The 12,396-nt window shown below is 71.2% G+C and carries 15 protein-coding genes; 9 read left to right on the forward strand and 6 right to left on the reverse strand.

The genetic code is table 11. The annotated features are described in order from the left end of the window. The first annotated feature begins 31 nt into the window (after positions 1-31). Complete coding sequence (locus ACIPW5_RS27655) at positions 32-1,315, forward strand: styrene monooxygenase/indole monooxygenase family protein (protein WP_401250250.1); 1,284 nt, start codon at positions 32-34, stop codon at positions 1,313-1,315. Here the strand turns inward: ACIPW5_RS27655 and ACIPW5_RS27660 are convergent. The 4 genes from ACIPW5_RS27660 to ACIPW5_RS27675 all read right to left on the reverse strand — a co-directional run bounded on the left by ACIPW5_RS27660 (position 1,219) and on the right by ACIPW5_RS27675 (position 5,842). Next, a complete protein-coding gene (locus tag ACIPW5_RS27660) occupies positions 1,219-2,526 on the reverse strand; it encodes an NlpC/P60 family protein (RefSeq protein WP_401250253.1) in 1,308 nt (435 codons plus the stop codon). The two genes, ACIPW5_RS27655 and ACIPW5_RS27660, sit on opposite strands and share 97 nt — an antisense overlap. 620 nt (positions 2,527-3,146) lie before the next feature. Further along, positions 3,147-4,247 carry a glutamate--cysteine ligase gene (locus ACIPW5_RS27665; protein ID WP_401250256.1) on the reverse strand — a complete coding sequence of 367 codons (1,101 nt, stop codon included), beginning with the start codon at positions 4,245-4,247 and terminating at the stop codon, positions 3,147-3,149. Between the two features lie 96 nt (positions 4,248-4,343). After that, on the reverse strand, positions 4,344-5,312 hold the full coding sequence (locus ACIPW5_RS27670) for a CinY protein (RefSeq protein ID WP_401250259.1): 969 nt from the start codon (positions 5,310-5,312) through the stop codon (positions 4,344-4,346). Positions 5,313-5,401: 89 nt separating this feature from the next. Further along, positions 5,402-5,842, reverse strand: a complete 441-nt coding sequence (locus ACIPW5_RS27675) for a hypothetical protein (protein WP_401250262.1) — start codon at positions 5,840-5,842, stop codon at positions 5,402-5,404. A 296-nt stretch (positions 5,843-6,138) separates the two neighbouring features. Between ACIPW5_RS27675 and ACIPW5_RS27680 the strand changes: the two genes are divergently transcribed. From ACIPW5_RS27680 to ACIPW5_RS27715, 8 genes are all read left to right on the forward strand, one after another. Next, complete coding sequence (locus ACIPW5_RS27680; protein WP_401250265.1) at positions 6,139-6,504, forward strand: amphi-Trp domain-containing protein; 366 nt, start codon at positions 6,139-6,141, stop codon at positions 6,502-6,504. A 195-nt stretch (positions 6,505-6,699) separates the two neighbouring features. After that, entirely contained in the window at positions 6,700-7,125 is a 426-nt protein-coding gene (locus tag ACIPW5_RS27685; RefSeq protein ID WP_401250486.1) for a DUF6325 family protein, read from the forward strand. 81 nt (positions 7,126-7,206) lie between these two features. Beyond that, positions 7,207-7,485, forward strand: a complete 279-nt coding sequence (locus ACIPW5_RS27690; RefSeq protein WP_401250268.1) for an SHOCT domain-containing protein — start codon at positions 7,207-7,209, stop codon at positions 7,483-7,485. Positions 7,486-8,073: 588 nt separating this feature from the next. Continuing rightward, positions 8,074-9,258, forward strand: coding sequence for a helix-turn-helix domain-containing protein (locus ACIPW5_RS27695; protein ID WP_401250270.1), 1,185 nt, complete (start codon positions 8,074-8,076; stop codon positions 9,256-9,258). Between the two features lie 111 nt (positions 9,259-9,369). Further along, positions 9,370-9,501 carry a hypothetical protein gene (locus tag ACIPW5_RS27700; RefSeq protein ID WP_401250273.1) on the forward strand — a complete coding sequence of 44 codons (132 nt, stop codon included), beginning with the start codon at positions 9,370-9,372 and terminating at the stop codon, positions 9,499-9,501. Continuing rightward, positions 9,494-9,700, forward strand: a complete 207-nt coding sequence (locus ACIPW5_RS27705; protein ID WP_401250276.1) for a hypothetical protein — start codon at positions 9,494-9,496, stop codon at positions 9,698-9,700. The genes ACIPW5_RS27700 and ACIPW5_RS27705 overlap by 8 nt, the downstream gene beginning before the upstream one ends. Positions 9,701-9,731: 31 nt before the next feature. Continuing rightward, positions 9,732-10,346, forward strand: a complete 615-nt coding sequence (locus ACIPW5_RS27710; RefSeq protein WP_401250279.1) for a hypothetical protein — start codon at positions 9,732-9,734, stop codon at positions 10,344-10,346. Positions 10,347-10,401: 55 nt separating this feature from the next. Then, on the forward strand, positions 10,402-10,908 hold the full coding sequence (locus ACIPW5_RS27715) for a GNAT family N-acetyltransferase (RefSeq protein ID WP_401250282.1): 507 nt from the start codon (positions 10,402-10,404) through the stop codon (positions 10,906-10,908). Between the two features lie 505 nt (positions 10,909-11,413). On the opposite strand, the gene ACIPW5_RS27720 is transcribed toward ACIPW5_RS27715, so the two are convergent. Continuing rightward, positions 11,414-11,872 (reverse strand): SHOCT domain-containing protein, encoded by a 459-nt coding sequence (locus ACIPW5_RS27720; protein ID WP_401250284.1) that lies wholly within the window; start codon positions 11,870-11,872, stop codon positions 11,414-11,416. Beyond that, complete coding sequence (locus ACIPW5_RS27725) at positions 11,872-12,261, reverse strand: DUF6325 family protein (RefSeq protein WP_401250287.1); 390 nt, start codon at positions 12,259-12,261, stop codon at positions 11,872-11,874. Before ACIPW5_RS27725 ends, ACIPW5_RS27720 begins: the two co-directional genes overlap by 1 nt. Positions 12,262-12,396 lie beyond the last annotated feature (135 nt).

Consider the following 12,396-nt stretch of genomic DNA (forward strand, 5'->3'; position numbering starts at 1 on the left):
CCGCTCCCCCTCCCCCCGAATCGAGAACGTGATGCGCAAGATACTCGTCGTCGGGGCCGGCCAGTCCGGTCTCCAGCTCGCCCTCGGCCTCCAGGCCAAGGGCTACGAGATCACCCTCATGTCCAACCGGACCGCGGACGAGATCCGCACCGGACGGGTCATGTCCACCCAGTGCATGTTCGACACGGCGCTCCAGCACGAGCGGGACCTCCAGCTGAACTTCTGGGAGAAGCAGGCCCCGAAGATCCAGGGCCTGGGCGTCTCCGTGGCCGCCCCCGACGGCTCCCGGGCCGTCGACTGGCTCGGCCGCCTCAAGGGGTACGCGCAGTCCGTGGACCAGCGCGTGAAGATGTCCGGCTGGCTCGACACCTTCACCCAGCGCGGCGGACAGCTGGTCGTCCACGGCGCCTCCGTCGCCGACCTCGACTTCTTCTCCCGCACCTACGACCTCGTGCTCGTCGCCGCCGGCAAGGGCGAGCTGGTGTCGATGTTCGGCCGGGACGCGGCACGCTCCCCCTACGACACCCCGCAGCGGGCCCTCGCCGTCGCCTACGTCCACGGCCTCGGACCGCGCCGCGAGCACCCGGACACCGAGGCCGTGCGCTGCAACCTGGTCCCCGGCGTCGGCGAACTGTTCGTCATGCCGACCCTGACCACCTCCGGCCGCGCCGACATCCTGTTCTGGGAGGGCCTGCCGGGCGGGCCGCTGGACGTCTTCAAGGGCGTCAACGACCCCGGCGAGCACCTGGCGCTGACGCTGGAGCTCATGGAGAAGTACACCCCGTGGGAATACGCGCGGGCGACGAAGGTCGAGCTGACCGACGCGGGCGGCACCCTCTCCGGCCGCTACGCGCCGGTCGTCCGCAACCCCATCGGGCGCCTGCCCGGCGGCGGCCTGGTGCTGGGCGTCGCGGACGTGGTCGTGGCGAACGACCCGATCACGGGGCAGGGTTCGAACGCGGCGGCCAAGTGCGCGGCCTCGTACCTCTCCTCGATCCTCATGCACGGCGACAAGCCGTTCGACGAGGCGTGGATGAAGGCCACCTTCGACAAGTACTGGTTCACCACCGGCAAGCCGGTCACCCAGTGGACCAACGCCATGCTCGGCGTCCCGCCGGAGCACGTGCTGAACCTGATCGGCGCGGCCGGGGAGCTCCCGCCGGTGGCGAACCGATTCGCCAACGGCTTCGACAACCCGGCCGACTTCGACGCGTACTTCTACGACCCCGAGGACACCGCCGACTGGCTGGCGGAGGCCGCCGCGTCGGTGTCCCCGTCGGTCTCCTCGTCGTCGGGTGCGTCCTCGGACGAGTAGCCCGCATCGTCCCCCGCCGCCGCGGCCACGGGCAGCGGCGGCGGGGTGAACTCCGCCAGCGGAACCCCCTCCGGATCCGGGCGGACCGCCCCCAGCAGCGGGTTCGCCGCGATCGGGGACACCTTCACCGAGGCCCCCGGCCGGGGCGCCTGGATCACCTTGCCGTCCCCGATGTACAGGGCCACGTGCGTGGCCTTCGGGAAGTAGACCACCAGATCACCCGGACGCAGCCGGTCCAGCGGCACCCGGGGCAACTGCGCCCACTGCTCCTGACTGGTCCGCGGGATCGACCGCCCGGCGTGCTCCCAGGCCTGCGAGGTCAGCCCCGAGCAGTCGAAGGAACCCGGACCCTCGGCCCCCCACACGTACGGCTTCCCGATCTGCGCCGCCGCGTACCGCAGCGCCGCCCCGCCCGCCGCCGTCGGCGTGGTCGTACGGGCGGGCAGCCGGCCCGAGTCCAGCAGGGCGCGCTGCGCCCCGGCGGTCACGGCCGCCTCGCGCGCCCCGAGCCCGGCGAGCTCCTCGGGGGTGAGCGCCGCCAGCAGCCGCTCGACCTCCTTGAGCCGGCCCGTCACCTCGCCCCGGGCCTCCTTCTGCCGCGCGGCGAGCGCCTCCTGCTCGTCCAGGGCCTTGCGGGCCGCCCCGGCGAGCGCCCCCGCCTGCTTCCGGTCCCGCTCCAGCCGCGCCACGACCCCGGCCCGCCGGGCGCCCTCGCGGGCGGCGAGCCGGCGCTGGTCGACGGCCTGCTGGGGGTCGCCCGAAAGCAGCAACCGCAGGTACGGGGAGAGGCTGCCGCCGCGCGCCCCCTGGTACTGCTCCCGGGCGAGCCGCCCGGCGGTGGCCCGCTCGGCGTCCAGCGCGGAACGCGTGCGCCCGAGCGCGGTGGCGAGCCGCTCCTCGTCGGCCCGGCGGGCCCGGAGGGCGGCCTCGGCGGCGTTGTAGGCCTCGCTGGCCTCTTCGGCCTGCTGGTACAGGCCCTGGAGCCGGGTGAGCAACTCCCCTACCCCGCGCGGGGGTGCGGTGGGTGCGGTGGGTGTGGTGGGTGCGGTGGGTGTGGTGGCGGCGGTGGCCGCGGTACGGGTTTCGGGGAGGGGGCCTTCGGCGACGGCGGGTCCGGGACGGGGGAGCGGCTCGGCACGGACGCCGGCCGGGGGGCCCGCGGCGACGAAGACGGCGGCGAGGCAGACGATGCGCAGCAGTCGTTTTGTCATGTAATCACCTCCGCCGCCCGATGCTGCCACGGGGAGGACGGAGGGACGCCGAGGGCGGGGGGCGGGTCGGGGGGCGTCACCTGGTTGGGGGAGGGGCTTGCAGTGAGGGCCCGCTGTCTCCCCCTCGACCCCCGTCGGTCGATCGGCGCCTGCCCACCCGCCTCCCTGGGTGCGGGGCGGGGGCCGGGTGGGCGGGATCCCGTTGGGCGGTCTCAGGGAGGGTTGGGGGTTTCCCGGCAGTCCATCGTCCTTCCGGTTCGCACCGGTCCCTCAAGGGCGCTCCTTCGTCGCGTCGCTACGCGATGGCCTTCGGCCACCCTTGACCGACCGGCCCGAACCGGAAAGCCGAAAGACTGCCGGGAAACCCCCAAAGAAACGGTCACCGGGCAAAGGACACAGGGACGGGCCCGTCAGTGACGAGACGACGGGCCGGGCGCCGGCCCACCGGGCATCCGAGCCCATGGTCCCCGTTCCGGGGCCAGGGGCGCGGCCACCCGCGTCAGATCGCTACGCGCTTCTCTTTTCTCGGCGTCCGGCGGCCGCCTGGGGCTGATACCTGCACCAAAAGTCGACCAGGTCGACCAGGAGGCGCACGGGCGCGTCAGAGCGCTACGCGCTCCTCATTTCTCACAGTCCGTGGTTCCCGCAGCGATCAGGGCCGCGACCGCCGGCAGACCCGCCTCGGCCAGTGCCAGGCGCTGGCGGTCGGCCGCCGTGCCCTCCCGCAGGAGCCGATGGACGAGCGAGGTCACCTCTCGGTGGTCGCCGTTCTCCTCCAGTGCGGGTCCGATGTACTGCAACAGCAGGCTGAGCACGTCTCCGCTGCTGCGCATCCGACCTGCCGGGTCCACCAGCGTGCCGCTCAAGCCGTGTCTCGCCGCGTGCCACGTAGCGGCCTGGAGCATCTCCTGGCTGCACGTCGGGGGAACGGTCCCGGCCTTCTCCTCGGCGATCGCGGTCGCGGCGAGCCCCCGGACGACGCCGGCGAGCATCACCGCATCGTCCGCCTCCAGCTGTACGTCACAGCAGCGGATTTCGAGGGTCGGGTAGCGTTCGGAGAGCCTGGCCTGCCAGTACAGCTGTCCCCGGTCGGGGATCACCCCCGAATTGAGCAGTGCTTCGGCCCGCGCCTCGTAGTCTGCGGCTCCCGCGAAGTACGGTGGCGGGCCGCTGACCGGCCAGCGGCCGAAGATGATGGTGCGCCAGCTCGCGTAGCCGGTGTCCCTTCCATCCCACAGGGGCCCGTTCGCGGACATGGCCAGCAGCGTCGGGAGCCAGACGCGCAGCCGGTTCAGCACGGCCACGCCGGTCTCCCGGTCGGGAAGTCCCACGTGGATGTGCATCCCGCAGATCAGCTGTTCGTCGACCAGCAGCCGGGCGTCCCCCCGCATCTTCAGGTACCTCGCCGTGCTGGTCACGGGCACGGGGAGGGGGCCCCTGACCGGGGCGGTGGCGGTGATCGCGATACGGCAGCCGTTCGCCTGGGCGGCGGAGGCGACCGCGTGACGCAGGCGCAGCAGATTGCCGCCCACCTCCTCCAGCGCCGTGCACACCGGGGTGGCGACTTCGATCTGTGCTTGGAGCAGCTCGTCCTGGACCTCGTCCGCGTCCGCGATCGGTGCCAGGCGGGCCGTGGCGCGCACCTCCTGCACGAGCGGAGTGGGAAGGAGCGTCGCCGGGTCGACCAGCAGGTACTCCTCCTCGACACCAACAGTGATCATGCAGGGTGGGTACCCCGGAGGCGCCCTGATCCCCCGGCAATGCGGCTCCGTTAGTGCAAGGGGTAGCGAAATTGCCCCCTCCGGGCGCCGCTGCGGTCAGGGGCAGCTCGCCTGCGGGTCGTCGTGGACGAGCGCGCAGACCATCTGCTCGCCGCGCCGGTGGTCGGGATAGGCAGTGAGCAGCGCGGCTTTGAAGTCGTCCCACTGGCGCGTGGTCTCGGCGGTGGCCCCGGACACGGCGCGGCCGAAGTTGTCACCGGTCCTGGAGCGGCGGGAGGCGTCGGTGTCCTTGTTCAGGTCGCGGTTGTGGGCGACGCGGCCCGTGCAGTCGGCCGCCTTGACGCCGGTGGAGTCGAGGTCGGAGTAGCAGCCGGTCGTCAGCTCCGGCGGGATGCGCTCACGCGCGTCCCGGGTCCAGTCCGCGTCGCTCATGGTGCTGTAGCGGCGGATGTCGAGGAAGGGAGCGACGCCGGTGCGCGCGAGTCCGGGAGGGTTGGTCACGCCGAGGGGGCCGGGGTCCGGGCGGTCGGTCCAGTTGGAGTGTGCGTAGAAGTCCTGGATCTGGTGCCAGCCGCGGCCGAGCTGTTCCAGGACCTCGCACTTGGCACGCTCGGGTGCTTCGTCCCACGTGCACGGCGTGGACAGGGCGCTCTGGTCCGCCCGGACCCGGCCCCGCGCGTCGACGAGGCCGTCTGCCGCCCGGACCGCGCTGCGGAAACGGGCCACGGAGGTGCGGATGCAGGCGAGGAGTTCGGTCGTGGCCTCGTCCCGGCTGCGCGGGTAGTCGCGTGCGTGGCTGGGGGCGAGGTAGTCGGCGTTGTCGCAGTGCAGCGGGCCCATGAGGAAGTATCCGCCGTGGTCGTTGGCGTTGACCGCCCCGTCGCGGGCGTCGGCCATCGCGGTCAGCGTGGCCGGCTCCCAGGGCAGGGCCGCCCGTGTGATGTCCTCGTGGTTGCCGCCGGTGAAGGCGTGTGCGGGGTGGGGCGCCGCGGTGGCCAGGGCGATCACGAGACCGGCCGCTACGGCCGTCCGCACCGGGCCGCCGGGCAGCAGACGGTACGACACGCGATGCTCCCGTCGTCCGGAGGGCCGGGAGGTCCGGGCGTGTGCCGGCGCCTTGCAGCGGCACACGTCCGGACGGCTGGCCCGTACGGTCAGGTGGTGGAACGCGACCGGCTTCCGTCCGTGCACAGGGCCCAGATCACGAAGATGCCGATGCCGATCGAGATGATGGCCCACAGGGGTGCGTAGGGCAGCCACATGAAGTTCACGATGATGCTGAAGCCGGCCAGCACCACGCCCATCGCACGGGCCCACAACATGCCCTTGAGGAGCCCGATGCCCACGATGAACATGATGATGCCGAGGATCAGGAGGATCCAGCCCCAGGCGGTCACGTCGAATGCGAAGACGTAGTCCCCCAGGCGCGCGTAGACCTCATCCTCGGCAACGCCGGCGATGCCCTTGATCACGCCGAGTGCGCCGTCGACGAGGAGGAGTACACCGGCGAACACGGTGCCGCCCGCTGCCCAGGCATTTCGGCCGTCGTGCGGGCCGCTACCGGCAGGAGAGGTGGAAGGGGATGCCTGTGCCACGAGAAGCTCCTTCATCGGCCAGAGCGCCGTGAGCGGGCGCCAGCCTCATGGTCGCCCTGCCCCTGAGGGGCGAACACCCGGACGCGTCCGTTCGGGTGATTCGTGCGTCCGTCACCCCGGGGCGCACGGACCCCTCGGCAGCCCGTGGAGCGTACGCGCCGGGCAGCTCGCCGCCTGGGGGCCGTACCGCGTCGGGGCCGGGCCCGGCCGTGCGGGATGCCGGTCCAGGACGGAACATGGCAGGCGTCTGGTCCGTTCGGTCAGATGCGTCCCCTCGCGCCGCCCTGGAGGAAGCCGTGACGGACCTCAAGTTCGAACAGAAGCGCTCGCTGTCCCGTGCCGAGGCCGCCGACCAGCTCGCGGCACTCGCCCAGGCGCTGCGGGACGGCGGGAAGACCGACATCGACCTGGGCTCGGGCGTGCTGAGCCTACGAGTCCCCGACGAACTCCGCAGCGAGGTGGAGATCGAGGTGGACGGAGACGAGATCGAGCTGGAGGTCGAGCTGAAGTGGACCACCGGCCGGCCCCGTACGGCCGCCGGCCCCGCGCACGAGGGCGCGCAGGAGCCCGAACCGGCTCCCGCGGGGCAGGCGCGGTCCCCACGGACCAGGAAGGCCGCGGCAACGGCCAAGCCCAGGCGTTCGGCGGCGAAACGCGCATGAGCGGCGGTCCCGGCCGGCGATCCACCGGCACCTGTGCCATCACCCTGTTCCGGCCCCGGGCATGCGCCCGCCCCCGGCCCCCCACTTCACCCCGCGGGGGTGATCTCCGGCGCCGGCGCGCCGCTACGGGCGTGCCGGGCTGCCGGAGAAAGCACGAGAGGAGCTGACGTGACCAGAGAGAACGGCCTCGACGAGATGGGGCCCATCGACTACCTCGTCGTCGAGTTCCCGGGCAGCCGATTGACCGGTGAGGGGATGCCGCTGCTGGTCGATCTCGTGGACCGCGGCATCATCCGCATCCTCGACCTGACTTTCTTCACCAAGGAGGAGGACGGCTCGTTGCGGGGTCTGGCCCTCGCGGACGTCACGGGCGACGGCGGCCTCGACCTCACCTTCTTCGAAGGGGCCTCCTCGGGCCTGCTCGGCCAGGACGACATCTCCGAGGCCGGCTCCCTCCTCCAGCCGGGGGACTCCGCGGCCGTCCTCCTCTACGAAAACCTGTGGGCGGCCCCCTTGGCCGCCGCCCTGCGCCGCGCGGACGCGCGGATGATCGCGAGTGGGCGGGTGCCGACTCAGGACCTGATCGAGGTGCTGGACGCGCTCGACGACGCGGCGGCCTGAATCCGCCGGTCCCGGGCACCGCGCCCTCGGACCGCAGGCCGACGAGCCTGAGACAAACACCTGAAACAGAGGCAGGAAACCATGCCCGGACTACTTCGCGGCGTCGTACGCACCGCCGCCATCGCCGGAACCGCCACGGCCGTCTCCAACCGTGTCTCACGCCGCCAGGCCGGCCGCTGGGCACAGCAGGAGGAACAAGCAGCCGCCGCCCAGCCGGCGCCGGCCGCACCACCCCCGCCCGCCGCACCAAGCATGGACGACAAGATCGCCCAACTGAAAGAGCTCTCCGCCCTCAAGGAACAGGGCGTGCTCACCGAGGCGGAGCTCGCGGTGCAGAAGGACCGCATCCTCAACTCCTGACGGACACCGGCGGCGCAGCTCCGGGGAAGTCGGGGAAGACGTGTGGTCCAAGCGGCGGCCGCCCTCGTACGCGCCGGTTCGCCCTGGCACCGTGATCCACGGCAACCGGGCCGCCATCAACTCCGACCCCGGGCGCGGGGCGGTCAAATCGGGCGGCCGATGCCCGTCCGCCGGGCGCGACGCTGCGGTTCCGTTCAAGACCTCGGCGACCGTCTCACGCGCGATGACCAGCCGCTCCAGCCGGCCTTCGACCTCCCCGAGTTCGATCGAGCGGTTGCGGGTGAGGCCGATATCCCTGCCTCACCCGACCGGAACCCACTCCCACCAGCGGAGAATCGACGATCACGTTCGATAGGACAACGGGTTCTCAGCGTCCGCCGGCTGTCCGTGGCTGATACCCGCAGAAGGGTCGATCAGGGCAGTCGAGGAAGCGTTCGGGTGCGGCCGATCTGTTGTGCTGGAGGTCGATCACCGTTCACCGCAGGCGAGTTGGGTGGATGAGCAGTCTCGTTCCGCGCTGTCAAGGAGGGCGGGCGGATTCGGCGTGTCCGGATACTGTTCTCGTGTCGAGTCAGAACGGAGCACAGCATGCACGCTCTCCCGCACGACCACACCGGCGGACGCATCAAGCGCCTGCGCCTGGAGCGCGGCCTCACGCAGACGGCTCTCTCCGAGCTCTCTCAAGTCCCCTACTCCACACTGACGAAGGCCGAGCAGGGCGTGAAGCCCGCATCGCCGTACGTCATCGCCCAGGTAGCCCGTGCACTCCGTGTCGACGTCGCCACGGTCATCGGCCAGCCCTACGTTTCCGAACTCCGTGAAGACCAACTGGACGTCCTCGTCCAGCCGATCCGCGAAGCCCTGGACGTCTACGACCTCGGGGTGGACCCGGAGGTTTCTCCTCGTCCGTATCAACTCCTGGCGGACGACGCCGAATCACTTCTCGTCGCCGTCCGTGCGGGGGAGATCAAGCAGGTGGCCACCGCCGTCCCGGGCCTCATTCTGGAAGCCACCACGGCAGCGCATGCGGCACCCGGACACGAGCGGTGGCTACTGCTGGCGAGTACGTATCGCACCGCGTACGACGTTGCCACCAAGCTCGGCTACGGCGATCTGGCGGCCATCGCGCTGGCTCGCATGGACTGGGCGGCCGAGCGGGCCTCCAGCGCCACACTGGGTGGCATCTACCGGTACATGCGTGCCCTCAGCTATCTCCGCGACGGTCAGTACCGCACCGGGCAGCGCCTCACCGCTCTCGGCATGAGCCTGCTGGAACAGGCCGACCCGGGTCACGAGCGCGAGGTCGCCACCGGGCAGCTGCACCTCGGTGCGGCGGTCATGGCCGGCCGCTCGAAGGACCATGCCACCGCCGAAGTCCACTTGACCGAGGCAGAACGGATTGCGGAGGGCACGGGGGAGAGCCCCACAGTGCACTACCTGTCCTTCGGACCGACGAACGTGCAGGTCCACCGCGTGAGTGTCCTGGCGGAACTCGACGAGTACGGAGAAGCGGCAAGGACTGGGCGGTCCGTGCGGATTCCGGGCGACTGGCCGAAGTCTCGGAAGGCGCATCACTACGCCGAACTCGCCCGGGCGCAACTGTGGACCGGCGACCTGGAGGCGTCGTTCGAGAATCTGCTGCGAGCCAGAAAGGCCGCGCCGCAGCAAGCGCGCTATCACCAGACGGTGAGAGACACGTACACCGGCCTGGAGGCCGCCCGCCGTCAGTTGCCCGACAACTTCCTGTCCTATGGCAATTGGCTGGGCGTATAACGCTCCGCCAGACCATGGCCCCAACTATCACCAACGCGTGATAGTTGGGGCCCTTTTGTGCCCTCACCCTGGTCACACCATCCGCTGAAGACGGTAGGGAGTGGCCGCATCATGTGCAGCTGTGCCTGCGACGAGACCTCGCACACCCTTGTGGTGGCGGAACCCAGTACGGATCTGCTCGACCGGGCCTCGGCCGGGTGGGAGCGCTTCCTCGGCACGTTCGAGGCGGCGTCCGATGAGTGAGTGCTACGAGTACGTCCCGCACCGCCTCCTCCGCCGACCCGTCCGCGACATCGCTTCGGGTGTCGAAGGCGTGCTCATGGCAGTGATCAACGAGAACGTCTCCGACACCGGCATCGAACGCTGGATGGAGCTCGCCTACATCCGTGGCGCCTCCGGCCGGGAATTCACCACGGCCGTCACCAACGTAGAACCCGCCTGAGGGCGAAACATCCCTGGGCGATGATGGGGCGATGGAGCAGCTCCCGTCCGTGAACGTCCTCACCCTTCGCCCCGACCGTCCACATCCCCAGGCTGCGTTCTACTCGGTGGGCGTACGCCCTTTCATCGACGGGCGGGACGTTCTGGCAGAGATCCACCCCGACGGCGATGCGAGCTGCCGTCAGGAGCAGTGGTTCGGGTCCCCGGAGACGTGGCCGTTGTGGGCGGCCGAGGAGCCGAGGCGGGTCGAGCTGTCGGACAACGACTGCGTGACCTCCTGCTGCGGGGGCGTGTTCGTCACGATCCGGCGCGAGGGGGACCGCGTGGTGTGGAGCGGTTGGGAGAACACCGACGACATCCGGGTCCCCGTTCCGCCCGAGGCCGTGTTCGACGCCCGCCAGTACGACGCCGAGCTCGCCCGCAGCGTCGCGGATCACGGCTGGGAAGAGCCCGTGGACACCGCCTGCCGGCTGCTCGCCGACTCCAACCAGTACGACGGCGTGTTCGTCGGCGGCCGGGGCGAGTCCGCGTACGTGTCGATGCACCGCCAGACGGACAGCGGGTCCAGCTGGTGCAGTATGCCGGTGTCCGCCCACGAGCCGGTCCAGGAGCAGGTCCGACGGTTCGTCGAGAAGTCATCCCCGTGAGATCGCCCAAGGCGGCCGAAACGGCGGCGTAACGAGTCCCGCGTACCGTCGGGCGATGGAAATCCGGCCCGGTGTCGAGGACGACCTCGACGAGCTGACCCGCATCTACAACCACTACGTCATCGAGACGCCGATCACCTTCGACGTCGAGCCCTTCACCCCCGATGAGCGGCGGCCGTGGCTGCTGGCCCACCCCCCGTCCGGCCCGCACCGCCTGCTCGTGGCCGAGGAGGGCGGGAAGCTCCTCGGCTACGCGACGAGCAGCGCCTTCCGCCCCAAGCCGGCCTACGCGACCTCCGTGGAGACCAGCGTCTACCTGGCGCCCGAGCACGTCGGCCGTGGGGTCGGCGGCCTGCTCTACACCTCGCTCTTCGAGGCCCTGGCACAGGAGGACGTCCACACGGCGCTCGCCGGGATCGCCGTCCCCAACCAGCCGTCCCAACGCCTCCACGAACGCCTCGGCTTCCGGCAGGTCGGCCTCCTCGAACAGGTCGGCCGGAAGTTCGACCGCTTCTGGGACGTGGCCTGGTTCCAGAAGTCCCTGTCCCCGACCCCTCGCTGATTCGGTCATCAACCCGTGCGGGCGTCAGCCGCCGAGACGAGAGAAGCGCGTAGCGATCTGACGCGCCCGTGCGCTTCCGCGCTGCTCTGGTCGACTTTTGGTGCGGGTATCAGCCCCGGGCGGTCGCTGGACGCCAAGCCGGGAGGAGCGCGTAGCGATCTGTTGCGCCTGTCGGCTCCCTGGGCTGCTCTGGTCGACTTTTCGTGCAGGTAAAGCCGCACCTCTGGTCCCGGAACGGGGATATGGGGCCCGGATGCCCGGTGGGCCGGCGCCCGGCCCCTCGCTCGTCGCTGACGGGCCTGTCCCTCCAGCCTTTGCCCGGTGACCGTTTCTTTGGGGGTTTCCCGGCAGTCTTTCGGCTTTCCGGTTCGGGCCGGTCGGTCAAGGGTCGCCGTAGGCGATCGCGCAGCGACGCGACCGCAGGGAGCGCCCTTGAGGGACCGGCACGAACCGGAAGGACGATGGGACTGACGGGAAGCCCCCAACCCTCCCTGAGACCGCCCCGCTAGGACTCCGCCCCCGTACCCCCGCCGACGCTGCCGCCCTCGCCCCCCAGCAGCCGCGCCTTGGCCTGCGTGAACTCCTCCGGGGTCAGCAGCCCCTCCCGGGTCAGGTCCGCCAGTTGGGTCAGCTCCGTCACCAGGCTGCCGGGCAGCGGTGGAGCCGTCGGGGTTCCCGGGGCGGGGGCGGAGGGGGTCTCCGCCGGAGCCGGTTGCGTTGCCCCCTCAGCGGCAGTGCCCGGACCGGGCTCCTCCTCCCAGGGCTCGGCACCGCCGCCCCCCACCCGCTCCCCGAACTCGTCCCCGTACTCGTCCCCGAACCCCTCCACCACCGCTTCCCCGCTGTCCTCCGCCTGCGCCCACTCCGCCGCGCCCGCCGCCCGGCGCAGCAGGCCCCGCAGGAGGGGGCGGCCCGCCGGGCGGTTCGCCGCCTTGACCGTGACACCCACCGGCCGGATGAACATCAGGCCACCCCCACCCGCTCCGCCGGGAGCCGGACCGAGCCGACGATCCGGCCGCCCGCGGCCCGTACGGCGACGGCCGCGTCCTGGGCCCAGACGTGCTCGACCACCAGCAGCAGCGCGCAGCTGCCCCGGTCCAGGAGTTCGGCCGCCTCGCGGACGTCCTCCGGGCCGATCAGCCGGGCCACGTCCCGGCCGGCCAGGATGCCCTGGAGTTCGACGAACTCGTCGAACTCGGCGGCCAGTACCTCCCCCGAGGCCGTCTTCGTCGCGACCAGGCCGTCGATCAGCCGGACCACCCCGGTCTTCCGCAGGCCCATCACGGCCTCGACCGCCGGGACCCGGAGCTGCTCCTCCGGGAAGGCGAGCACGATGAATTCCACAGGTCCCATGAGCCGGTGCTCCTCACTCCTGACCATTCCTGCCTGACGTTCCTGCCTGACGTTCCTGGCGGACGTCCCTGGCGGGCATCCCTACCTGACCGTTTCTGACGACTCTTCGGCACCCTATGACATAAGCGGACATAC

This window comes from Streptomyces sp. NPDC090077, assembly GCF_044747545.1.
In the GTDB taxonomy this organism is placed as follows: domain Bacteria; phylum Actinomycetota; class Actinomycetes; order Streptomycetales; family Streptomycetaceae; genus Streptomyces.